We start from the raw sequence: 22,987 nt of genomic DNA, 5'->3' as shown, positions 1-22,987 counted from the left end.
CGTCTATTTTCCTTCCGCGGCCAGAAGCCGGCACTGTACGTCGAACAGGCGCAGCCCCTCGGCTCGCAAATCGAAATCGCGGGCGCCGAGCGCCCAGCGGATCGCCACGCCCTGCACGAGCGAGGTCAGCAGCACCGCCGCATCGTTTGCGGGCATGTCGCCGCGCAGAACCCCTGCTTCCTGCGCGGTTCTGATCTCCGTCGCCAGAAGGCCGTGGAAGGTCGTGAGCCTACCGTGAAAGGTGGCGCGCAGCTCAGCGTTGGTGACATTCAACTCACGCGAAAACAGCAGCATCGGCAGGGCGGGGGTGGCGGCGATCTGCGCGAACTGCGCGGCGATCAGCGCACGCAGCCGGACAAGCGGCCCGTCGCCGAGGTTCAAGGCCCCATCCCAGGCCAATGCAAGCCCTTCGGCCACATGCTCGGCCACGGCCTGCCACAGCGCGTCCTTGGTCGGGAAATGCCGGAACAGCGCGGCCTGCGTGACGCCAATCTGCGACGCGACCGCCCCCGTCGTCACCCGGTCCGGCCCGATCCCGTCGGCCAGGTCGAGCACGGTGGCCACGATCTCGGCCTTGCGAAGCTCCGCTGATTTTCGCACGGGGCACCTACTAGTTAGTGAGTAGTCACAAACATATTTAGGCAACCTCATGCGATGCGTCAATCACGAGGTGTCATTTTCTGCATGCATTGATTGCCACGACACCGGGAACGAGGTGGGCAAGATAGAGGCCGGCCTATCTCTGCCCGCGACGCGGTGAATACGGAAGACAACACGTAAGTTCGTCTAATGGACGCTAAGCCGCGACTCTGAAAATTGCAAAACCGTCTGGTACAAGTTGTTTTATTAGGAGGACTACGTTTGGTACGGGGATCGGCGTACTCTCGGTGAGTAGATCGAACCGGAGGATCCCGAGGAAGCGCAGGATTCGCGCGATGCTGTTCTTCACCTGCTAGCCCACCATGTCGAGGAACGGCGTCACGTCACCAGCACCGCTAGTCCAATCGGAATTGCAGACCGGGCAGCCGTCGCGGTGCGGATGGGCGATGAATCGGTCGTCGCGGGCATGCCAACGGCGAACGCGGTTCGGGATCATGCCCTCCATTCCGTGGAAGCCGGTGAGCGCGGCGATCAGCTCGTCGACGGCCACCGAGGCCATCTCGGTGGTGAAGGTGACGACCGCCGGCGCAGGCTCGCCTCCACCGATGACGTATGCCTCGTCCTTGCGACGCTGATACTCCTCGGGACGCGTGCGCTCCAGGTCCTCCTCGTTCGCCCGCGCGGCATTCACTACGCCCGAGCAGATCAGGCACGGGCGTCCGGGCAGTACAGTGGTCACGCGGCCATTCAGATCGGCGCTGTACGTCTCGGTGGGTGCGATCATGCGGAGACCGACATCAATCACCGGGATGCCATAGAAGTAGGCGAGGCGATTGATGAAAATTCGGCCCGAATTGTCGTCGGTGCAACCGAAGATGAAGTCTGACGCCTTGAGAGCGTCGCAAACCTCCACCGACTTCACCCAAGCCTTGCTGGTGAGGACGTGGCACTCGACGCCCATGGCCGCGATCTCGCGCTTGAGGATATCGACCTTGGGAGTCCCAATATCGGACCCGCGGGAGCCATGTACGCGGTTGAGATTGCTTTCGGCCAGGGTGTCGTTGTCGATCAGATAGATGCGACCGACGCCGAGCCGAGCCAGCAACAGCGCTACCGGACTGCCGGTGCCGCCGCAACCGACGACGCAGACCCGGTTCCTCTACTTGGTGGCGATCATGGACTGGCATACCCGCAAGGTTCTGTCCTGGCGGATCTCGAACACGCTGGAGGCCGACTTCTGTGTCGAGGCGCTGACCGAGGCCATCCACAAGTTCGGATCGCCCGAGATCATGAATACCGATCAAGGATCCCAGTTCACGTCGTTTGCCTGGACGGACCGGCTCCGCCGATCTGGCGTGCGCATATCGATGGATGGGAAGGGCCGGTTCCTCGACAACATCTTCATCGAGAGGCTGTGGCGCACCCTGAAATACGAGTGCGTCTACCTGCATGCCTGGGAGACCGGATCGGAGACGAAAGCGGCCATCCGGAAATGGATGACCTTCTACATGGGCGATCAGACAAAGGAGAAACTCTTTGATCCGTGTGCTTTCCTGCGGGGGCAATGCTGGATCGAGACGGAGGCGGCAGAAGTCGGAGATCTTGCGGGCAAGCAGTTTGGTATGCGGAAGGTCAGGCATGTGGGTAGGCTATGAAGATTCTCTGCGGTGATTGATGAGGACGGCGGTCCTATCCGATTCGTCGCACCAGATGCTCCATCCGCTGTCGATCGGACGGCTTTATCCTTCTGTTGGAGTAGGCGGAGAGCGACGAGCCAATTTAAGCTCGCTTACGTTAGCATGCCCGTTATTTAAGTATCGATGGGATTGTTTAAATAGCGCCATGCTGCCAAGATGGCGCTATGACCGATTCCAACCCAGATCAGCGCCTTGGCCGATATGTCGAAACGCCTGTCGCAGGCGAGATGGTGCGCGCTTTCGTTCCGCCGCCTCTGCCGCCGAAGCCGCAGATCGACGTCCTGGCGCTTCTGGACCGGCTGAGCCTCGCAGAGCGCGCGCTCGGGCGACTGGATGGCATTACCATGCTACTGCCGCGCCAGGAACTCTTCCTCTATATGTATGTGCGCAAGGAGGCGGTGCTCTCGTCCCAGATCGAGGGGACGCAATCCACACTGACCGATCTTCTGCGCTTCGAGACCGAGGCACAGGCGGGGGAACCGATCGACGACATCCGCGAAGTGTCGAACTACGTGGATGCGATGATGTATGGGCTGGAACGGCTAGAAGAGCTGCCGCTGTCCTTGCGTCTGATCCGCGAGATGCACGCCCGACTGCTGCAAAGCGGACGCGGTGACACCAAAAGCCCGGGTGACTTCCGCCGTTCCCAGAACTGGATCGGCGGCTCACGTCCCGGAAATGCGCTCTACGTACCGCCGCCCGTCACCGAACTCGATGCCTGCCTCGATGCGCTGGAGCGTTTCATTCACGAAGACGGATCGCAATTGCCGGCATTGATCAAGGCCGGACTGCTGCATGTCCAGTTCGAGACCATCCACCCGTTCCTCGATGGCAACGGCCGCATCGGTCGCCTTTTGGTGACGCTGTATCTTTGCGTCAACGGGGTGCTCCGCAAGCCGCTGCTCTATCTCAGCCTCTATCTGAAGACGCATCGTGCCGACTATTATCGGCTGCTGCAGGAAGTGCGGGAGAACGGCAATTGGGAGGCCTGGCTCGACTTCTTCTTGGCGGGTGTAGCCGAAACGGCGAATCAGGCTTTCGAGGCGGCCACCCGGATTGTCGACCTCTTCAAGGAAGATCGCGAGCGGATCACGAACGAAAGCGACCGCGCGGGCTCGACGCTCCGCATCCACGATCTCTTCCAGCAGAACCCGTTCCTGACCTCCAACCAGCTTGTGCAGAAAACGGGCTTGTCGGCGCCGACGGTCAATGCGGCATTGGCCGATCTGGAGAAGATGGGAATCGTCGAGGAGGTCACCGGGCGCAAGCGGGGGCGGGTGTTCAGCTACCAGCGCTATCTTGCGATCCTCAGCGAGGGAACTGATCCTTTGCCTGCCGCCACCTGAAATCTTCCGTCAGCCGCCCTAACTCTCATTGAGTCTGTTCCCTACGCTGCTGTGCGAAATAATTCTCCAAGAAGCGCTGTGTCCATCTGGAGCAGCATGAGATGAAGAGGAGAGGGCGTAAGCGGCGGCGGCACCGCACCTGCTTTCAGCTTGACGGCTTGAAGTTCCAAGGCAGCAGATCGTCGATCCTCGCTTGCGGGTGACTGGCGGCCACAGCTTCCAAGGTTGTCTTGAGGTAGGCGAAGGGCTCGACGCCGTTGACCTTAGCGGTAGCGATTAGGGATGCGATGCGAGCCCATGATCGACCGCCCTCGTCATGGCCGGCGAAGAGTGCATTCTTGCGGGTCAGGGCGATCGGGCGGATCAGGTTCTCGACGCTGTTGGAGTCGATCTCGACCCGGCCATCGTGCAGGAAGGTCTGCAGCCCGTCCCAGTGACGATGGATATAGGCCAGTTTCTCCCCGAGGCGGGACTTCATCGATATGCGCCGGCACTGCAGCTGCAACCAGTCGCCAAAGGCGGCGACCAGCGGCGCACTGCGCGCCTGGCGAGCCGACAGTCGTTGGCCGGGGCCCATGCCACGGATCTCAGCCTCGATCCGGTAAAGCTCAGCGATCCGGCGCAGGCCCTCGGCCGCGATCTCGGAGCCGTCGCGCTCGAAGATCTCCTTCAGCTTGCGCCTTGCATGCGCCCAGCAATGGGCGACGATGATCGGCGCGCCGCCTGTCCGGGACGGGCGCGTAGGCGGTTGTAGCCGGTATAGCCATCCAACTGCAGGATGCCGTCAAATCCCTGCAGGATATGCTCTGCGTTCTGGCCCGCGCGGTCGGGCGCATAGGTGAAGACGACGCCAGGGGGATCCCCACCACCCCATGAGCGGTCATCGCGCGCCAGCGCCCAGAGGTAGCCCGTCTTCGTCCGCCCCCGGCCGGGATCCAGCACGGGTGCGGTAGTCTCGTCCATGAACAGCTTGCTCGACGTCTTCAGGTGTTCGGCCAATCGATCGACCACGGGGCCGAGGTGGAATGCCGCAGTGCCGACCCAATCGGCCAGCGTGCTGCGATGCAGTTCGACCCCGGCTCGAGCCATGATCTGGCTCTGACGATACAACGGCAGGTGGTCCGCGTATTTGCTGACGAGGACATGGGCGAGGGCACCCTCGGTGGGCAGTCCGCCTTCGATCAGGTGCGCGGGGGCCGGTGCCTGGGTCACGCCGTCGGCACACCGGCGGCAGGCATACTTCGGGCGCACGGTCACGATAACCCGTAGCTGCGCGGGCACGATGTCCAGCCGCTCGGTCCGATCTTCGCCGATGCAGTGCATCTCACCACAGCCACACGGACAGAGCAGGCTGTCCGGCTCGATTACCTGCTCGAAGCGCGGCAGGCTTGCCGGAAGATGTCCGCGGTTGCGGCGTGCGGCTCTACGCGAAGGCGTGCGGGGGCCAGCCTCCGCATCCTGCCGGCTCTCGGCCTCGGCCACGGCAGCTTCGAGATCCTCGAAGGCCAGCTGGCGCTCGTCGTCGTTCAGCTTTTCCGAGCGTTTGCCATGCACGGCCTGGTTCAACTCGGCGATCAGATGCTCCAGCCGCCGGTTGCTTTCCCGCAGCGCGTCCCGTTCGCGCAGCACCGCCAGCACAGCTGCACGCTGGCTTTCAGGGATGGCGGACAGGTCGATGGACGGGGCTGCGGACATGTCACAATCATAGCTCGGTCCACTTGATATTGCCCGTCTTTTCTATTGTTTAAGTCATTCTGCAACGGCCGGCTTTGGCGTTTCCAGAGGCCGGACCCGGCGCCAGTCGAGGCCGGCAAAAAGCGCCTCGAACTGCGTTCGGCTCAAGGTCATGGCACCGTCCCGAACGGCGGGCCAGGTGAAGCTGTCGGCCTCGAGGCGCTTGTAGACCATCACCAGCCCACTGCCGTCCCAGAACAGGATCTTCAATCTGTCAGCGCGTTTGGAGCGGAACACGAATATCGTGCCGGTGAAGGGATCCTCTGCCAACATCGACTGCGCCAGTGCCGCCAATCCGTCGTGCCCCTTCCTGAAGTCCACCGGCTTGGTCGCCACCAGGATCCGCATGCCCTGCGACGACATCAGCACGGCGCTGCTCCGAGGGCTCGGACGATCTCGGCCAGCCGAACGGCAGACGTGTCCGCGGCCAACTCGAGCCTCACCTCGCCGATCACGATCCGGATCTGCTCTTCAGCCGGCCGCCTGTCGCAGGAAGGTGGTGCTGGCGCCGGATCGCAGACCACCAGCGGGGCAAAGACCGGCTCGTCGGTTGGTGCAGATGGCAGCACCAGCTTGCCTTGCTTGGCCAGCCGCCGCCACGCCGATAGCTGGTTCGGCTGCACACCATACCGATCTGCAACAGCATTCACCGTGGCACCCGGCTCAAGCGTATCGGCGACAACCAAAGCCTTCACCTCAGTCGGCCACCGGCGATGCCCCGATGCATAGATCTCGACGCCCAGAGACGTGAGAAACGAATTCTTGGCACACATTGCGAAACGCACTCCCACCGGTCGATGGGAAAAGACTGCGCAGCAGCGCGTCAGCCAAGCAATGTGGGGTTCAGCCGTCGGTTACTGGCCTTCGACATGGACTCCAACCTTGTCGAGAACGCGATCCGCAGCCCGGCCATGAACCGCCGCAACGCGCTGTTCGCCGGGCACGACGACGGCGGGCGCTCGTGGGCACGCTTCGCCAGCCTGATCGGCACATGCAAGATGAACGGTGTCGAGCCCTACGCCTACCTGCGCGATCTCTTCACCAAGCTCGCCAACGGCCATCTCGACAAGGACATTGATGCGTTGATGCCCTGGGCCTACGCCGCGGCGCCCCACTCCTCACAATGAGCTCATCCGGGTGTCCCCAGTGAGCTCATTCTGAGCGCGCACAAGGGCGAAAGCGGCAGCCGGATACGCCGAGCGATCCCGACCGCAAGCGAAAACCCAATGGGGCGGAGACGGCACTTACAGATATTCAATGCGCCGCTTCACTCAGGTCACCGGCTGCGCCAGTGGTACTGACAGAATCAACGCCACCAGTTCCGCCTGCCTTTGCACGCCGGTCTTGGAGAAGATGTTTCGCAGATGGAATGCGACGGTCGTGCCCGAGATCGCCAACCGGTCTGCAATCTGGCTGCGGCGCAGCCCTTCTGCCAACAAACACGCGACCTGGGCTTCCATCGGCGTCAGGCCGAACAACTGGCCAAGCGTCGCAGTGTCCATAGGAGGTTTGCTGTCTGTGCCGCTCAGTATCAGCATGGCGACCGCCTCATCATGGTGCGAGTGCGCTGGCAGCGACATCCCGATAATCATGAGCCGACACCCATCGTCCAAGCGCAACCCCGTCGGCGCCATCCCTTTACCCGGGGCCAACCCTGCGATCAACGCGGACAGCTTCCGGCCATTTTCGCCGCTGGCGGCAAAACGCCCACTCAGCGAGATTCCGGCCGCGCCCGACAAGCTTTGGGCCAGAGGATTGGCATGGACCACGCCGCCATTGGCATCGAGCAGCACCACGCCAAGAGCCAGGCGGTCGAGGGCGGCCAGGCCAGATCGATCTCCCGGCATTGCGCGCAACCTTTGCATCCGGTTCAGGCGCGCTTCAACGGTGGCACGAAGCAGGTCGTAATCAATGGGCTTGGTCACATAATCGTCGGCCCCCGCCATGCGCCCATCGATTACCTGCTGGCGCGAGGACAGGGCAGTCAGAAAGACAAAGGGCACGTCATCAAGATCGGGTCTCGTCCGGCGCAAATGGGACATGAACCTCTTGCCGTCCATGCCGGGCATCAGGATGTCACAGAGGATCAGATCGGGGCGCTGCCTTTCCAGACAGGCCAGCGCCTCGCGCGCATCTCCGGCGGCGCTCACGATGTAACCGGCCTCGTGCAGTTCGAAGGCGATGTCGTCGCGCAGGGATGGTTCATCCTCGACACACAGGATCAGTGGCGCGGTCATGCGACGTCATCCTTCGGCAGGTAAAGCGCGGCTGTCAGGCCTCCCCCGTCACGCTGCGACAAGGTCACGTCTCCTCCCTGTATTCGCGCCAGATCGCGCGCAAGCGTCAGCCCCAATCCGGAGCCGGGCAAAGTCTCGTGCCCGCTGCCTCGGTAGAACCTGTCAAAAGCACACTCAATCTCTTCGGGCGACATACCCCTCCCTCTGTCCTCGATCCGACAGACGATGCAGTCCCGCGACTGAAAAACACTCACATCGACGCGGCAATCGGGCGGAGAATACAAGAGCGCATTGCGCAGGAGGTTGGACAGGATTTCGGCGGTCAGCATCGGATCGCACAGCGCGACAGTTGGTTCTGTTTGCACCGACTGCCGAATACGGGCCGGGTCGCGGTCCCACGCCGTCGCCATCAGGTCATCAATGACTGAAGATACAAGATCGTTTAGGTCATGGGCGCGCAGGCTAGGAAGAACCGCATCGCGTTCCAGCCGGGACATCATCAATGCGGTATCTGTCAACTTCACGAGCCGCGCGACCGCCTCACGGGACACCGCCGCCTTTTCCGAGATCAGTTCTGGTGGAACCGGGCCGCCGCTGCGCCGCGTCAGGCGGTGCATCGCGCTGTCGATTACGGCTAGCGGCGTGCGGAACTGATGGGCAATCAGGTCGGCGAACCGGCGGTGGTTCTCGGAGGTTTCGCGTTCGCGTTCCAGATCGCTGGCGAGCTTCTCAGCCCGCAGGTGGTCCAGCTGTCCGCTCATCAGCCGCCTCTCACGATCGATCAGGATTGCCACCAGCCCCAATCCCGCTACAGCAGCCCCCAGCACTGACATCAGCGCAAGCAAATGCAGGTGCCTCAGGCTGTCCAGGCGCGTGGCCTGACTCTGCCATTCATGGGACATCACCAGACTCGCCTTGGTCCTTAGTGCAGCGACCAGCGCCGTGACATGTGCCCGCAGCGCGGCCGGATCGGCACCTTGCGCGGGGTCAAGCGCCAGAAGCCCACTGCGCCAGCGTGCAAGTGTTTCGGACACTCCCGCATTCTCGAGAAAGCGACGTTGCGGCCCATCTTCCAACAGCGTCAGCCGCGAAACCAATATATCAAAACGGGTCTGGATCTGTTGCAGCGCAGCCTCATCCGAGAGCGCCAGCGCAAGGTTCAAGGCCTCGATCTGCGTCTGGCCAAAGACCCAGATCATGTTCTCGGTTGCGGCAATGCGCATCTGGCGTTCCAGCACCACAAGCTGCCACGCAGCCAGCGCCAACAGGCCCAGGCAGATCGCCACCAGCCCACCAAGCCACAGATAGCGGGCCCGCCCGCCTGTGCCGGTCATTGCACATGCAGCGCGACAAGCTGCCAGACCCATCGCATGTCATACCGTATATCGGCCAGAACGCCGTGATTGTCGCGCGGATAGACGATCCAGACTGGACCCTTGTCACGCGGGGTCAGAGGCACGTCATCCATGTAAAGCGCGGCTAGAACATCAAACCGGTGAAAATCCTCGACAGGTATATCGACGACATAGTCGTTCAACGCTGTCGCGCGCACACTACTTCCCTCGGCTCCGGCATGGGCGAGGGCGTCTCGCATCAGCACACCGCGGAACTCCGGCCTGCCATCTGTGACGCTGGTCGATGTCGAAAACTCATGCCAGTCCATCGTATCGAAATCCGCGCGCGTCATCTCCACTCTGCCGTCCGTGACCGCGCCGGTCAGGGTCAGCAGGACGTCCTCGGCAGCCGCTGGTACGGCCATGAACACAAGTGCCGTCATCAACGCGGTCTGAACGATGTGATACCGCAAGCTCATCACCACAACCCAAAATGAAAACCAGGTTCCGGACTGAACTCTATCACAGGAGACTACATGTTCCCCGTTCAAACGAACGGGGCGGCCAGTCTTGAGCAGAACTAAACTCGGAATCAAACAGCAGGAGGATCTACGCTTGACCATCTTCTCGACCATGCGAAGAGCGGGCATACCTGTTCTGGCCTGTCTTCTGGCGCTGCCGGCGCTGGCCGACGAGCCTGGAGGGCTGGTTACCGGCAGTTTTGGCGATCAGCCGCTGGAGCTGACTGTTGCCCCCGAATTGTCCGGCGCGACGATCATCGGCAACTATGCCGATGCCTCCTTGCTTGCCTCACAGATGGAGGGCGATCAGGGGCCGGTCAATCTGGAACTGACGATCAATGGCGAATTGCCCGCGCCCGGCGAAATGGCGCTGACGATCACCTTTGCGCGCGACATGGGACGGAATTGGACCGGCGATCAGGACAGCCTGACACTGACCCTGGAGGAATTCACGCCGGGCGACGGGATTGTCGCCTTGAAGGGCACGCTCACCGGGCAAGTCAGTGGCGGCCCCTCATCCGAAACCCGGCCCGTCACCTTCAGCTTCGACACCCGGCTTGAAGAGCTTGACTGAGATGGCTGGACCCGCCTTTGCCCGAACTGCGGCCCTGCTGCTGATCGCTACGGCAACCTCAGCACTGGCCGGTGAACCGTCCAACCCGGTCTGCCACGCAGACGTCCATCGCGCCGGTAATTTTGACCTGCGACAGATTGGTCCGCTGATCGCGGGAACGTGGACCGAAGCCGCCATCGGAACGAGTGTGGCAATAGGCGTTCAGGAGAGCACCTTCGAGATCATTTATGATCGGAACCGCAACCGATTGTATCTGGGTTCGGACGGCATTCAGACCGAACTGGTGCCGGTTCGAGGTGGCAACAAGCCGCTGCGCTTTGACTTTGTGCGTGGCGAGGCAATGGACCCGCAGTTTTATATGTTGACTTCAACGGGTTCCGAGCCCGGCGCGGAGCCTTGGGAATGGGCGTTGGTTCAGGATTGCCAGATTGCCTCGGCGCCGCAATTCGAATGGCAATTCGGCACCGGTGCGCGGCGCTCGGACGGGATCATCAGTTTCTTCTCGGCCAATGAGGCGATGGGAACAAAACGCAATTCGGCGCGGGGCGTCCGCGAACAGCTGATCAGCCGATAGGAATGCCAATGAAGGTGCTTGTCCCGCTTGTCCTGGCCCTCGGAATCGCAACCCCCGCTGGTGCATTGGACGCCATCGGCGAGATCGGGGCAAACTTGGACGGTGAAGAACTGAACTGGCAGGTGATGCGTCAGGATGATGGCTCGGCGATGGTGCAGATCACCGATATCGGCCCGCTGACCATGATCGAACTGCATGCACTTGGTGACGGCAGCATTTCTATCGGCCTGATCTTTCACGGCAAGCCTTCCGGAGATACGCCGCCCGCCGGTCTGACCATCGACATGCGGCCCGATCGCGGGGCGATGGCGGGCGCGGTCTGGGAAAGCGAGGAAGAGCCGCCGCAGATGTCGATCGACCTGCTGGATCTTGAGGATGAAGGCCGCATCCAGGCCAGCTTTGCGGCAACCCTATGCCGCCGGGATGCCCCGGACGACTGTCGCGACGTCGAGGGGCGGATCGACACGTCGTTGGGTGCAGGCCCATGACACTGGCCGAGTTTCTGGCTGATCCGCTGCGCGTGACGCAAATCTCCGACAGCGTGCTGGAGATCGAGAATCGTCCGGTCCGGCGGGCGGTGATTGCTGCGGCGGTGATATTGGTGGCGATCGCGGCGGGCCTGGCAGCCATCGGGGATGGTGCGACCGGAACGGGGATCATCGTGCTTGCCGTGGTGGGCCTGATCGGTTGGCTCTACATGCACGAGTTGGTGCAGCTGACTCAACTGAGCCTGGACAGGCATGCCGGTCTTGTCCGGCTGCGTGTGACCACATTGCGCGGGCGGCGTGAAGAGACATTCGCACTCTCGGACCTGCACAAGCTGGAAAGCATCGCGCACTATGGCACGGCGGCAGGAAACGATGAGACCCGGCTGGTGCTGATTTGCGGATCGGGACCAGAGCGGCGCGAGATCATAGTGCCCATGTTCCGCCCGGATCCCGAAGAGGTGGCGCATCTGACGGGCGTCGTCAATGGCTGGCTTTCCCGCCAGGGAAAGGGAAACCCGTCATGAGTATTGAGACGAATACGCCCGAACGACTGGAACTGGAACTGGCGATACCGCGCTTTATCCTGTGGTTCGTCATGCTGCCTGTCCTGCCGATCACCCTGATCGGGCTGGCCAATCTGATCGGGGGAGAAATCCTGACCGCGCTGGTGCTGCTGGTCGGGCTGAACGGGGCCTTTCTCGCGGGATATATCGCCCTGTCCGAGCGCACACGGCTCAGGTTGGACGCAGGGTCGGGGCTGGTCAGCATCATCCGGACATCGCGCCTCGGCACGCGTCAGCGGGACTATCCGCTCGAGGCGCTCGACAGTGCCGAACTTGACCGCAGCCATACCTCGCGAGAGGACCGCAGCACCTCGAAGGTGGTTCTGGTTTTTCGCAACACCCGCCCGGCAACACGGGTTCCGTTGTCACGTTGGGGCGTATCGGGCGATGGACCTGGGCAGGTCGCCAATGACATCAATGCCTGGCTGCGACGCCATTTCGGGGGCGAACAGACTGCCCCCGCATCTCAACCTTCAAGCTGATTGCCCCAAAAGGAACCGGAGCCATGTGGGATTTCAATATCGGACAAGCTCTCGGACTGTTGGGCCGAACATTGCCTTTCGTGCTCCTGCGTGCCGCCGTCTATTTCGGAATCACACTGGCCTATATTCTGGCCACCGGCGCCGGTATCGGGGTCGGCTGGGGCGTTGGCGCCTTCGGGGATGACGAGTTCCGCGCGACCGCGATGGCTTGGGGCGGCATTGCCGGCTTTGGCCTGACCGGCGCTGTAATGTACTGGCTTCGGGAATACATTCTCTACATCGTCAAGGCAGGCCATGTCGCGGTTCTTGTCGAACTGATTGACGGCAAGCCCCTGCCGGAAGGACGCGGCCAGATCGCCCATGCAACGGCCGTGGTGAAGGGGCGCTTCGGCCAGGCCTCACTGCTCTTCGCGCTGGACCAACTGGTCAAGGGAGTCATTCGCGCCGTCATCGGCCTTGTGCGCGGTGTATTGTCCATCCTGCCGATCCCCTATGTCCGGCAGTTGATGGGCATTGTGCAGGCCTTCCTGCGCGTGGCGGTGGGCTTCATCGATGAGGTGATCCTCGCCCATGCCATCCGCACCCGCTCGACCGATCCCTGGGGATCCGCACGCGAGGCGCTGGTGCTATATGGCCAGAACTGGAAGGCGATGCTCCGGAACGCCGCCTGGCTGACGCTCTTCACCTATGGTCTCGCCTTCCTGATCTTCCTCGTGATGCTCGCCCCGGCAGCGGCACTGGTCTACGTCATGCCCGGCGCCTGGTCGGCGGGCGGCTTCGTTTTCGCGTTGCTGTTCGCCTGGAGCGTCAAGGCTGCCTTTCTCGAGCCCTTCGCCGTCACCTGCCTGATGCAGGTCTATTTCAGGATCACCGATGGCCAGGAGCCCGACCCTGAGTGGGATGCGCGGCTGGAGCAGATGTCCTCACATTTCCGCAAGCTGAAAGAGCGCGCCGATGCCCGCTTCGGGACAGCGCGCGATGGAGAAGCCGCATGAGATCTCTTGTGACCGCCGGGCTTATCGCCCTGACATCCGCCCTTGCGCCGGCGGCGCTTGCCCAGGAGCGCCCCAGCACGATCCTTGTTTTGGACGCCTCGGGGTCGATGTGGGGGCAGATCGATGGGATAAACAAAATCACCATCGCGCGCGATGTCGTCGGGGACATTGTGTCGGATTTCCCCGCCGATCAGAATCTCGGTTTCGTCACCTATGGCCATCGCGAGCGCGGGCAATGCGCGGATATCGAAACCTTGGTCGAACCCGCGCCCGGCACTGCGGCAGAGATCGCCGGCATCGTTGAAGGGTTGAACCCGCGGGGCATGACCCCGATGACCGATGCCGTCGTCACCGCGGCTCAGGCGTTGCGCCACACCGAACAGGCGGCGACGGTGATCCTGGTTTCCGATGGGATCGAGACCTGCAATCCTGATCCCTGCGCCGCCGCCCGCGCATTGGAAGAAGCGGGCGTAGATTTTACCGCCCATGTCATTGGCTTCGATGTGCGGGGCGAAGCCGACGCCCTGTTGCAGATGCAATGCATCGCCGAGGAAACCGGCGGCCGCTTCCTGACTGCCGACAATGCCCAGGAACTCAACGAGGCCTTGCGCGAGGTCACTGCCGCGCCTGCCTCAGGGAGTTTCACCTTCACCGCAAATCTCGGAGGCGAGGAGATCGGCGACGAGACCGTCTGGGAGCGGCCAGCAGCGCCACCGGAGCTTCCGCTTCTGTCCGGCGAGGTGATCTGGGAGATATCGGATACTTCGTTCAACATGGTGCAGACCGGCACCGCGAACCCCTTCACCACGGACCTTCCGTTCGGCGACTATATCGTGACGGTCCATTCGACGGCGCAGGACGACTTCTCGCAGACCGAGGCCAGTTTGGCGTTGGACAGCGCGCGCAATGTCCACGCCATTTTCCCGCCCATCACGTCGCAACAGCCCGCCGCCCAGGTATTCGGCCCGGCACAAACCTTGGTTGGCTCCGCGTTTACGGTGAGCTGGGAAGGTGAGGGTCTGGCTCCGCGTGATTATGTGACAATTGTCCCCGCCGACGCCGAAGACGGAGCCTATGCGGACTATGACCGGCTGGAGAACCGTACCGAAGGCGAGCTTCGTGCACCTGCCGAGCCCGGTCTCTACGAAGTGCGTCTGCAATTGGACGCGGGGAACCGCGTGCTCGCCCGCACCCCGGTCGAGGTGGTTGATGCCGACGTCACGGTCTCCGCACCCGCCCAGGTCGTTGTCGGGTCGGCATTCCCGGTCACCTGGCAGGGCGAGGGCCTGCACCCGCGCGACTACGTGACAATCGTTCCCGCCGGTTCGGCGGACGGCACCTATGCCGACTACGATCGCACGCAAGGTCGGAGCGAGGGCGAGCTGCGGGCGCCTGCCGAGCCTGGCCTCTACGAAGTGCGCCTGCAATTGGACGTGGGGGACCGCGTGCTCGCCCGCACCCCGGTCGAGGTGGTCGATGCCGAGGTTGCTGTCTCCGCGCCGGCTCAGGTCGTTGTCGGGTCGGCTTTCCCGGTCACCTGGCAGGGTGAGGGCCTGCACCCGCGCGACTACGTGACGATCGTTCCCGCCGGCTCGGCGGACGGCACCTATGCCGATTACGATCGCATGCAAGGTCGGAGCGAGGGCGAGCTTCGCGCGCCTGCCGAGCCCGGCCTCTACGAGGTGCGCCTGCAATTGGACGCGGGGGACCGCGTGCTCGCCCGCACCCCGGTCGAGGTGGTCGATGCAGAGGTCACGGTTTCCGCGTCGGCCCAGGTCGTTGTCGGTTCGGCGTTCCCGGTCACCTGGCAGGGTGAGGGCCTGCACCCGCGCGACTACGTCACGATCGTTCCCGCCGGCTCGGCGGACGGCACCTATGCCGACTACGATCGCATGCAAGATCGGAGCGAAGGCGAGCTTCGCGCGCCTGCCGAGCCTGGCCTCTATGAGGTGCGCCTGCAATTGGACGCGGGGGATCGCGTGCTCGCCCGCACCCCGGTCGAGGTGATGGATGGTAATGTTTCGCTTGACGGACCGGACAGGGCGCGGGCCGGCGCCGAGATCACGCTATCCTGGACCGGTGCCATACATCCGCGCGACTACATAGCCATCGTTCCCGGCGGCACACCGGACGGCGAGCAAAGTGGCTATCGCCGTATTCAGGACGAAGATCAGGCCACGTTCACTGCACCCGCGGAGCCTGGTGCCTATGAAATCCGCTACCATTTGGACCGCGGCGATCGGGTCATGGCCCGGCGACCGCTCGAGGTGCTGGCGGCGGATGCGCCGATAGACGAGGGTGCCGGGCTTATGGTTCCTGGTACAGCAAGGCCGGGCGATATCGTTACAGTTTCGTGGACAATCGAAGCTGGCGATGCCGACCGGCGCGTGGCGCTGGCACGAGCTGATGCGCCCGACTTTACCTGGATTACAGTCGATCACGTGGGCGACGAAACCGAAACGGTAATCAAGCTCCCGGACGAGCCGGGACAATACGAAGTGCGGTTTCTCGACCTTCAAAGCCAGAGCGTTCTCGGACGCGCGATGATCACGCTCGGCGAATGAACTACGACAATTTCAAAGAATCGGGAGCACTCACGACCATGCTCAGATCAGCCATCGCTGCATTTGGCTTTCTCGCCCTTGTCGTACCCGTCATCGCTGCAGAACCGGGGGGAGCGGCGTCAGGGACGATCGCAGGCGAAGAGATAGAACTGTCGGTCTGGACAGAGCAGTCCGACTTCACGTCTTCAAGTTTTTCGATCTATTTTCAAGCACCGGCACTGAGAGAGCGCGGCCTGGGCAGCTTGTCCCTCGGCGCAGAGTGGATTGGCGATCTCGATGGTGACTTCTTTTCCGCAGAAATCGATATCCCAATTCTCGATACCGATCCGTATCGCATTTACCGTGCGGACCTGGACGATGAACTCTCCCTGACAATTACGAGCGCCTCGCACCAAGGCGGTGTGCTGGCTATCGCGGGCCAGGTGGAAGGTGTTCTAACCAGTGTGGACCGGATTGCCCTTCGAAATCCTGATCCCGACGATACTCTCAGCGTTAGCCTGACGTTTGAAGCCGTATTGGGTGAGTTGCAGTGAGGACCGCGGCGCTTTCCCTAATTGCGATCTGCCTGTCCGCGCCTGTGTTGGCCGATCAGCCGGGTGGGGATATGACTGGGTTTCTGGAAGAGACGCCTGTTTCATGGCGGATCGACGCCGAGCGGTCAGAATACCATTTCGAGAGCGAAGGCATTGGCTCTCTGCGGATTCTTGCCGAACCGCAGGAGGTGCCATCGGGCATCGGTTCCGTTCGGTTGATGGTGATGGTGGCCGATGGGACCACAAGTCTTCTCGAACTGCGGCTCGAGGACGAAGACGGAAATCCCGCTCTTGGACTGTCAAGCGAGGCCGGGGGCCAGGCAATGCTCGACATCGACCACGACAATGACGGTTCACTTCACTTCACCGGCGTGATCGAGGCAGGTCTGATGGCCTACCCGATGTCAGGCCGAACTGCCGGCGAACGACAAATGCTGGTTCTGGATGTGGATGGAGGCCGGATCACTGCTACCGGGCACTAGCGTTCTGCGGCAGGGAGGACAAATCCAATGAGACCGGTCATCGTTTTGACAGCCATTTTGTCCTGCGCCGCCGTTCCCGCGCTGGCGCAGCGCGCGAGCGACATTTCGGGCCTTTGCGGAACGTCCTCGCCGGCAACGTGGCAGGGGCTGCGGGAACACTTCGTGGGTGACTGGCGCGTTGACCACCTGTCCGGCTACGTCCATGCCGGCAGGATGGTCATCCCTATGGAGCCTTCCCCCGAAACAGAGACCATGTCGATCTGGGTATTGGGCGAGGATCTGCTGCTCGACCATGCGGAGATGACCGAGCCGATGGCTATCACCCTTGCCGACGAAGGCCGTTGGGTGATCGAGGCCAACCATCCCGAGATCCCCGAGCCGGCACTGACGCCGGACGAAGCCGTGCTGGCGTGGGCCGGAGACTGCGATCAGGAGGATCTGCCCCGTCTCATCGGTCAGAGCCATGTGGCCATGGCGGGGGCGGTCATGGACATGACGCTGCGCATGCTGCCCGTCGATATGGACACGATCTACGCCATCCTTGAGATCGAGGGTGCCGCCCAGGGCCAGTATGTCGTCGCGCGGCGTGTGGTCTGGCTGAACCGGGCCGGCGAATAGGAGGCATTGTGAAACGATATCTCGCCACTCTGTTGGCTGCGTTGATTTTCCCCGCGGCAGCGGCGGCCCAATCTGAGATCGCATTGGCGGGCCACCTGATCGCGTTCGACACTATCGACTACGATAGTCATGCGGACCTGCTGTACAAGCTCGCCGGTCAGGTGGTTGGGCATCTGCGCAGCTACCTGAGTACGGAAGATGACGTTGAGAACGTGGCGTTGAATCACGGCAAGGAATGGGCTGATTTCATCTTCCAGCAGATGAAGGACCACTACTGGGAGATGCCTACGGACTATCGGGCGAAGGTGACCAGAGGCTTCCGCGTCCTCAATGCGCAGAACTTCAATGTTTCGGGGGTGGACCGAATTCGCGACCTGAAAAACGGTGTGACGCCCCGGTCCGACACAAGGAAATATGTATTCAACGGTTTGCAGAAATGCGGATACCCATACCAGAAATTCGATTCCGATGACGAACGCCGGTTCGCCGTTCTGATCGACGGAGACTTTGAGAAGTCTGTCCGCCGTTGGATCAAGCCGGGCGCCCGGCAGTTCCAGATCGAGTATGCGTCCGGTCAAGCCTACGAGCCGGATTTCGTGGTTGAGACGGATACGGAAAAGCTGATCGTCGAGATCAAGGCGCGGAACGAAATGACCGACGAGATTGTCCTGGCAAAGGCCCGCGCCGCTGCCGAATGGGTGAAATACGCCAATGAACATGCCGAGGCCAACGGTGGAAAGTCGTGGGGTTATCTTCTGGTTCCCGGTGACTCGATCACCGAAAGCGCCACGTTGGCGGGCCTGGTCGCGTCACACCGGCGGGAATAGGAGGCGGCTGTGAAGAAGATCGAGAACGGAACAACCGGCGACTTTATTGATAGCCCCAACAAGGCCGCGCTGAAAGAGGTCAAGTGATCCACATGCTGACTCATATCAATCTCGTCAGAAATGTGGGCCGATTTGACTCCGTATCTGCAGGCGCCAACCTTCCGTTTCAGAAATTTACCGTGCTTTACGGCGAGAACGGGCGTGGCAAGACAACCCTTTCCGCCATTCTCAAATCCCTGGCAACGAATGACCCGCTTCTTATCGAACAGCGGCACAGGCTGGGCGCGCAGCACCCGCCTCACGTCGTTGTGGCGAGATCTGCCAACCAGCATGTCTTTCAGAACGGTGGCTGGTCGGCATCAGATGACCGGATCGTTGTTTTCGACGATGACTTCGTTGCCCAGAATGTTTGCTCCGGGATCGAGATTGCCAGCGAACACTGCAAGAATCTTCACGAACTGATTATCGGTGCGCGGGGAGTCGCCCTGAATGAAACGCTCCAGCAGCACATCAGGGAAATCGAAGAGCACAATGCCGAGATACGCAAGCTCGGCGGTAACATTCCGGCCAGCGTGCGCGGCGCGATGAATGTCGATCAATTCTGCGCGCTCGAAAAGCGCGACGACATTGATGCCGCGATCGCCGAAACGGAACGCAAGATCAATGCTGCCAAGGCTTCTGACGAGGTTCAGAAGCGTGAGTCGTTCAAGAACTTTGCGCTGCCCGAGTTCGATATCGACGGACTCAACGGGCTTTTGTCCCGCGGCTTGCCGGAGCTGGAAGCGGAAGCCGCTCAAAGAGTCCGTGATCATCTGTCCCATGCCGGTCGCAACGCAGAAACCTGGGTAGCCGAAGGGCTGCCGCGTGTCGCCGCGATGGCCGAGGCAACAGACCGGAACGATTGCCCGTTTTGCGCCCAGAGCCTGGACGCGTCCCCTGTCATCCGCCACTATCAGGCGTATTTCAGCGACGCTTATGCCAAGCTCCGCGAGGACGTGACCGAGGCGGGTAAAGCACTCACCCGTGATTTTGGCGGTGATATCGCCGCTGCCTACGAACGAGCCATTGCGGCTATCTCTGAATCCCGTAACTTCTGGGGCCGGTTCGCCGATATCCCTGAGCAAGAATTCGACACGGCGGCCACCGTCCGCGCCTTAAACGCGGCGCGCGAAGCCGTGCGCCAACAGCTTTTGGCAAAGCATGCGGCGCCGTTTGAAATCGCGCCCCTCAGCGAGGAAACCCTGAATGCGATCGGGGCTTATGATGCGCTTCGCCAGCAACATATCGAGGCGATGCGCGTGTATGAGGAGGCGAACGCCAAAATCGCGCTGATAAAGGAGCAGGCAGCTTCTTCAAATCTTTCGGCCCTGCAAACCGATCTGGATAATCTAAAGCGCATCAAGGTGCGCCACAGCGATCCCTACGATGAGATCTGTCGCAAATACCTCGAAGCAGCGGCGAAAAAACAGAAAACCGAACGGGCACGGGATGCTGCGCGCGAGGCCCTTAACCAGTATCAGCAGCAGGTGTTCCCCCGATACGAAGCGGCGATCAACACTTATCTCGGCAAATTTCATGCGGGATACCGGCTAGGCAGCGTTTCCTCCCGAAACACCCGATCCGGTGCGACATGTGATTACAAGGTTCTGATCAACAATGTTCCCGTTTCCTTATCAGCCAATGCAGGCCCCTCATTCAGGAACACATTGAGCGCCGGAGACAGGAATACACTGGCGCTCGCATTCTTCTTCGCATCGTTGGAACAGGATTCCGATCTGGCGTCGAAGATCGTTGTGATCGACGATCCGATGACGAGCCTTGATGAGCACCGTTCACTGACTACGCGGCAGGAAATCATCGCGCTGACAGGCCGGGTTACTCAGGTGATCGTCATGTCCCATGAAAAGCCGTTTCTGTGTGGGCTGTGGGAAGCGGCAAGCCGCATTAATCGCGCGGCTATAATGGTCATGCGGAATGGAGACGGCTCGACACTCGCCGAATGGAATGTCAATGACGACTGCATCACCGAGCATGACCGGCGACACAGGCTTGTTGCCGAGTTCCTGAACAGCTACTCAGCCACGCAGGAGAGGAACGTTGCCGTGGCGCTCCGGCATATTCTCGAAGCCTTTGTCAGGGTCGCCTATCCTGAGCACTTCCCTCCCGGCTCCATGCTTGGCCCGTTCGTCGATAAGTCCCGACAGCGGATCGGTGAACAGAACGAGATTCTCTCAAAGGCCGATACGGTTGAACTGCGCGCGATACTGGACTACGCGAACAAGTTTCATCACGACACCAATCCGGCCTACGAGACTGAACAGATCAACGATACCGAGCTGGAAAGTTTCGCCCGCCGGACTCTGGCTTTCACCAAGCGCACTTGATCTGCTGCGCGCGAATTCCCGCAAGCTGCAGATGCTCATCCACCATCCAATTCGGTGGGGGACAAGCAATAGGCGGCGAACGGAAACGAAATCCATGGCCATGTCCCATTCATGGTCAGTCAGGAGCGGGCCGATACCGGCGACAGAGGTCTTGTCGCCGAGCCATGCCTAAACCGGCAGGTAGCTATGCCGCAGTACGAAACACTTCGCCAAGGGTCGCTTCATCCACTCGGAGCAGCACGGAGTTAAGGGCAGGGGGCGGTCGCAAGTAAAGATGGTTGCGTGCCCCCGCAACCAACGATAATTGCGAAACCTCCGTAGCATTAAGCGCGGAGGTTTTTGCTTTTGTACGCCCCGGCTTCCGCGATACCGCCATCTGACCCAGAAGATTGTCCAGCGCCTCGGCCTCCGACAGGAAATCCGGATCCTTCTTTCCCGCCGCGAAGCGCAGGATGGCGCCGAGGTCGCCGCGCAGCACGATGGCCAACTCGCCCTCCTCCGGCAACAGCGTCACCTGATCGACCAGCGAGCGCAGGATCTCCGCCGCTTGCGCGCGGCTGTCCTCGTGCTGCAGGTTCTCGGAAAGCTCGGTGATGCGTTGGGCATAGAGCGCCGCCATGTTCGGGTGCAGCAGGGGCGGCGGCTCGTCGGCATTGGCCAGCTTCTCCGTCGCCTCGGCCTTGCGGGCCTCCAACTTGGTCATCTTCTCCTTCATCGAGGGGTGATACATGCCGTCGGTGATCGCCTCGATGATCTGGGAAATCTGCCTGCCGATCTTGTCCAGTTCCCGGCGTGCGACCTCCAGATCGGCGCCACGCTCCATCCGCAGCCGGTTCACCTCCCGGGTGAACTCGGCACAGAACTCACGGAACAGCTCCGGCTCCATCAGGTGTTTTTTGAGCCCGTTGAGGACCGAGGCCTCGAGCGCGTCGCGGCGGATGTTGACGCGATTGTCGCAGGTGCCCTTGTTGCGCGCCGTCGAGCAGCCCAGGAGATCCTTCGAGATCATCGAATAGCCACCGCCGCAGCAGCCGCATTTGACCAGGCCGGCGAAGAGGTGCTTCGGGCGCCGTCGGTCGTTCAGCGGATTGCCCTCCAGCCGGCTGCGGGTCGAGAAGGCCAGTTCGCCCTGCCGGGCCTTCACCGCGTCCCAGAGCGCCTGGTCGACGATGCGCAGGTCTGGCACGTCCTGGACCACCCATTCGCTTTCCGGGTTCAGCCGCGACACCCGCCTGCCGGTGTCGGGATCCTTGACGTAGCGCAGCCGGTTCCAGACCAGCCGGCCGACATAAAGCTCGTTGTGCAGGATGCCGGTGCCGCGCTCGCGGTTGCCGTGGATGGTCGACGGCCCCCATTCCCGGCCCATCGGTCCGGGCACGCCCTCGCGGTTCAGCGCCATGGCGATGGTGCGCGACGAGAGCCCGCTGTCGTAATCGGCGAAGATGCGGCGGATGACGGCGGCCTGCACCGCGTTGATCATCCGGTCGCCGCGGATCGGCTCGCCGCTGGCGTCGAACTTCTTGACCACGTTGTAGCCGTAGGAATTGCCGCCGCCGGACTTGCCGTCCTCGACCCGGCCGCGCAACCCGCGGCGGGTCTTGTCGGCCAGGTCCTTGATGAACAGCGCGTTCATCGTGCCCTTCAGCCCGACATGCAACTCGCTGATCTCGCCCTCCGACAGCGTGAACATCTTCACATCGGCATAGCGCATGCGCTTGTAGATGCCGGCGATGTCCTCCTGGTCGCGGCTGACCCGGTCCAGTGCTTCGGCCAGCACCATGTCGAAGCGGCCGCGCGCGGAATCCATGATCAGCGCCTGGAGGCCGGGACGCTGGATCATGCTGGAGCCCGAAATCGCATGGTCGGAATATTCCTCGACCACCTGCCAGCCTTCCTTCTCCGCCCGCAGCCGGCACATGCGGAACTGGTCGGCAATGGACGCATCGCGCTGCTGATCGGAGGAATAGCGGGCGTAGATGGCGACTCTCATGTGCAGGCCTCCTGTTCAGTCGGGGCGGTGTTTGAGATTCTCGCGCTCCTCGGCTTCGACGAACTCCCGTGCCGCGTGTCGGGCCAGCAGGCGGACCAGGTCCGCAAGGCGCCGGTCCGGGGAGGGCAGGGGCGCGGCAGAATCCCGGGCCGGTTCTGCGACCACCCGGAGCCGTTCCGCAACTGTCTGCCTCCGCCGTGCCATCGCCCCGTTCCGCTTCCCGCGCGGCAGGATCCGCGCCAACACGAGCGTGGCGCAGGGAAGGGCGAAATCACAGGCGGGTTCGGGCGCATCGCATCAAGCCTCGGCGCAGCACAGCGTAAACCGGCGCTGCCGCGCCTGCTGCAGGGAGCACTGCGCGGCGGCATCCACGTAGGGTGGCGTAAAAATACTGGAAAAGCGCGGGATATCTCGCGACAAGGGGCGAGATCGGCGGGGTTCCGC

At 62.0% G+C, this 22,987-nt stretch carries 21 protein-coding genes and 3 pseudogenes; 15 read left to right on the top strand and 9 right to left on the bottom strand.

All coding sequences use genetic code 11. The annotated features are described in order from the left end of the window. Positions 1-3 precede the first annotated feature (3 nt). Together BLT64_RS21885 and BLT64_RS21880 are read right to left on the bottom strand one after the other, a co-directional pair. Positions 4-564 carry a TetR/AcrR family transcriptional regulator gene (locus BLT64_RS21885; RefSeq protein ID WP_231000332.1) on the bottom strand — a complete coding sequence of 187 codons (561 nt, stop codon included), beginning with the start codon at positions 562-564 and terminating at the stop codon, positions 4-6. A gap of 388 nt (positions 565-952) precedes the next feature. Further along, the gene (locus tag BLT64_RS21880) at positions 953-1,705 is read right to left on the bottom strand and encodes a HesA/MoeB/ThiF family protein (RefSeq protein ID WP_049792394.1); all 753 of its coding nucleotides are present in this window, start codon (positions 1,703-1,705) and stop codon (positions 953-955) included. 49 nt (positions 1,706-1,754) lie between these two features. Here BLT64_RS21880 and BLT64_RS26095 point away from each other — a divergent pair. Together BLT64_RS26095 and BLT64_RS21870 are read left to right on the top strand one after the other, a co-directional pair. Beyond that, positions 1,755-2,255: pseudogene (locus BLT64_RS26095) on the top strand (transposase); the annotation flags it as partial. Positions 2,256-2,461: 206 nt separating this feature from the next. Next, positions 2,462-3,643, top strand: a complete 1,182-nt coding sequence (locus BLT64_RS21870; RefSeq protein ID WP_011749566.1) for a Fic family protein — start codon at positions 2,462-2,464, stop codon at positions 3,641-3,643. Between the two features lie 145 nt (positions 3,644-3,788). Here the strand turns inward: BLT64_RS21870 and tnpC are convergent. From tnpC to tnpA, 3 genes and pseudogenes are all read right to left on the bottom strand, one after another. Next, a pseudogene (gene tnpC, locus BLT64_RS21865) lies at positions 3,789-5,338 on the bottom strand (IS66 family transposase). A 54-nt stretch (positions 5,339-5,392) separates the two neighbouring features. Then, positions 5,393-5,740, bottom strand: a complete 348-nt coding sequence (gene tnpB / locus BLT64_RS21860) for an IS66 family insertion sequence element accessory protein TnpB (RefSeq protein ID WP_074810654.1) — start codon at positions 5,738-5,740, stop codon at positions 5,393-5,395. After that, a complete protein-coding gene (gene tnpA, locus BLT64_RS21855) occupies positions 5,740-6,150 on the bottom strand; it encodes an IS66-like element accessory protein TnpA (RefSeq protein WP_041530340.1) in 411 nt (136 codons plus the stop codon). The genes tnpB and tnpA overlap by 1 nt, the downstream gene beginning before the upstream one ends. Before the next feature lie 93 nt (positions 6,151-6,243). Here tnpA and BLT64_RS21850 point away from each other — a divergent pair. Further along, positions 6,244-6,504: pseudogene (locus BLT64_RS21850) on the top strand (transposase domain-containing protein); the annotation flags it as partial. A 144-nt stretch (positions 6,505-6,648) separates the two neighbouring features. On the opposite strand, the gene BLT64_RS21845 reads toward BLT64_RS21850, so the two are convergent. The 3 genes from BLT64_RS21845 to BLT64_RS21835 are packed head-to-tail and all read right to left on the bottom strand — an operon-like array spanning position 6,649 to position 9,427. Next, positions 6,649-7,614 (bottom strand): response regulator, encoded by a 966-nt coding sequence (locus tag BLT64_RS21845; protein ID WP_011749572.1) that lies wholly within the window; start codon positions 7,612-7,614, stop codon positions 6,649-6,651. Further along, a complete protein-coding gene (locus tag BLT64_RS21840) occupies positions 7,611-8,948 on the bottom strand; it encodes a sensor histidine kinase (RefSeq protein ID WP_011749573.1) in 1,338 nt (445 codons plus the stop codon). The genes BLT64_RS21845 and BLT64_RS21840 overlap by 4 nt, the downstream gene beginning before the upstream one ends. Next, complete coding sequence (locus BLT64_RS21835) at positions 8,945-9,427, bottom strand: putative pterin-binding protein (RefSeq protein WP_011749574.1); 483 nt, start codon at positions 9,425-9,427, stop codon at positions 8,945-8,947. The genes BLT64_RS21840 and BLT64_RS21835 overlap by 4 nt, the downstream gene beginning before the upstream one ends. A gap of 136 nt (positions 9,428-9,563) precedes the next feature. On the opposite strand from BLT64_RS21835, the gene BLT64_RS21830 reads away from it, so the two are divergent. From BLT64_RS21830 to BLT64_RS21775, 12 genes are all read left to right on the top strand, one after another. Further along, on the top strand, positions 9,564-10,043 hold the full coding sequence (locus BLT64_RS21830) for a hypothetical protein (protein ID WP_011749575.1): 480 nt from the start codon (positions 9,564-9,566) through the stop codon (positions 10,041-10,043). A gap of 1 nt (position 10,044) precedes the next feature. Further along, positions 10,045-10,617, top strand: coding sequence for a hypothetical protein (locus tag BLT64_RS26610; RefSeq protein WP_011749576.1), 573 nt, complete (start codon positions 10,045-10,047; stop codon positions 10,615-10,617). A gap of 8 nt (positions 10,618-10,625) precedes the next feature. Beyond that, the gene (locus BLT64_RS21820) at positions 10,626-11,105 is read left to right on the top strand and encodes a hypothetical protein (RefSeq protein ID WP_011749577.1); all 480 of its coding nucleotides are present in this window, start codon (positions 10,626-10,628) and stop codon (positions 11,103-11,105) included. Continuing rightward, the gene (locus tag BLT64_RS21815) at positions 11,102-11,629 is read left to right on the top strand and encodes a hypothetical protein (RefSeq protein ID WP_011749578.1); all 528 of its coding nucleotides are present in this window, start codon (positions 11,102-11,104) and stop codon (positions 11,627-11,629) included. Before BLT64_RS21820 ends, BLT64_RS21815 begins: the two co-directional genes overlap by 4 nt. Continuing rightward, the gene (locus BLT64_RS21810; RefSeq protein WP_011749579.1) at positions 11,626-12,150 is read left to right on the top strand and encodes a TMEM70/TMEM186/TMEM223 family protein; all 525 of its coding nucleotides are present in this window, start codon (positions 11,626-11,628) and stop codon (positions 12,148-12,150) included. Before BLT64_RS21815 ends, BLT64_RS21810 begins: the two co-directional genes overlap by 4 nt. A 23-nt stretch (positions 12,151-12,173) precedes the next feature. Then, complete coding sequence (locus BLT64_RS21805) at positions 12,174-13,145, top strand: hypothetical protein (RefSeq protein ID WP_011749580.1); 972 nt, start codon at positions 12,174-12,176, stop codon at positions 13,143-13,145. Then, complete coding sequence (locus BLT64_RS21800; RefSeq protein WP_011749581.1) at positions 13,142-15,709, top strand: vWA domain-containing protein; 2,568 nt, start codon at positions 13,142-13,144, stop codon at positions 15,707-15,709. The genes BLT64_RS21805 and BLT64_RS21800 overlap by 4 nt, the downstream gene beginning before the upstream one ends. After that, entirely contained in the window at positions 15,706-16,242 is a 537-nt protein-coding gene (locus tag BLT64_RS21795; RefSeq protein ID WP_011749582.1) for a hypothetical protein, read from the top strand. The genes BLT64_RS21800 and BLT64_RS21795 overlap by 4 nt, the downstream gene beginning before the upstream one ends. Before the next feature lie 71 nt (positions 16,243-16,313). Then, a complete protein-coding gene (locus BLT64_RS21790; protein WP_128493044.1) occupies positions 16,314-16,724 on the top strand; it encodes a hypothetical protein in 411 nt (136 codons plus the stop codon). Between the two features lie 27 nt (positions 16,725-16,751). Further along, entirely contained in the window at positions 16,752-17,342 is a 591-nt protein-coding gene (locus BLT64_RS26605) for a hypothetical protein (protein ID WP_011749584.1), read from the top strand. An 8-nt stretch (positions 17,343-17,350) separates the two neighbouring features. Continuing rightward, positions 17,351-18,169, top strand: coding sequence for a type III restriction enzyme, res subunit (locus BLT64_RS21780; protein ID WP_011749585.1), 819 nt, complete (start codon positions 17,351-17,353; stop codon positions 18,167-18,169). 92 nt (positions 18,170-18,261) lie between these two features. Beyond that, positions 18,262-20,553, top strand: a complete 2,292-nt coding sequence (locus BLT64_RS21775; RefSeq protein ID WP_011749586.1) for an AAA family ATPase — start codon at positions 18,262-18,264, stop codon at positions 20,551-20,553. Positions 20,554-20,737: 184 nt separating this feature from the next. Here BLT64_RS21775 and BLT64_RS21770 read toward each other — a convergent pair whose 3' ends face one another. Further along, positions 20,738-22,543, bottom strand: a complete 1,806-nt coding sequence (locus tag BLT64_RS21770) for a recombinase family protein (protein WP_011749587.1) — start codon at positions 22,541-22,543, stop codon at positions 20,738-20,740. Positions 22,544-22,987: the final 444 nt, after the last annotated feature.

It is taken from the genome of Paracoccus denitrificans, from assembly GCF_900100045.1.
Classification (GTDB): domain Bacteria; phylum Pseudomonadota; class Alphaproteobacteria; order Rhodobacterales; family Rhodobacteraceae; genus Paracoccus; species Paracoccus denitrificans.
Note: the sequence above shows the minus strand (reverse complement) of the source record. Positions and strands in the feature narration are given on the sequence as shown.